Annotated in this window: 1 protein-coding gene; it reads right to left on the bottom strand. The window is 30.2% G+C overall.

All coding sequences use genetic code 11. The features are described 5' to 3' along the window. Positions 1 to 212, bottom strand: a 212-nt coding sequence (locus tag ACRHOC_RS15885; protein ID WP_431159523.1) for a hypothetical protein, incomplete at both ends; no start/stop codon positions are given.

The following is a 212-nucleotide window of genomic DNA, read 5'->3' as shown; positions in this document are numbered from 1 at the left end:
ATAATGGACTTTGTTCGTTATCAACAGAAATCAAACTTTCAAGTCTATAAATATTTTGCATACGAACATTGATATAATAAGCTATTCCTAAACCAATTAACACGGAAAGGTCAATTAACGGCCAATAATTTAGAATCTTAAAAAACAAACCCTTAATATCAAAGGTAGTTTGCTTTCCGTCATTAGGTTCTAATTCGTAATCAAGATCAGAC

The sequence above is a fragment of the Winogradskyella poriferorum genome (genome assembly GCF_050618035.1).
GTDB lineage: Bacteria > Bacteroidota > Bacteroidia > Flavobacteriales > Flavobacteriaceae > Winogradskyella > Winogradskyella poriferorum_A.
The sequence above is the reverse complement of the archived record's forward strand: the minus strand, read 5'-3'. Positions and strand labels throughout refer to the sequence as shown.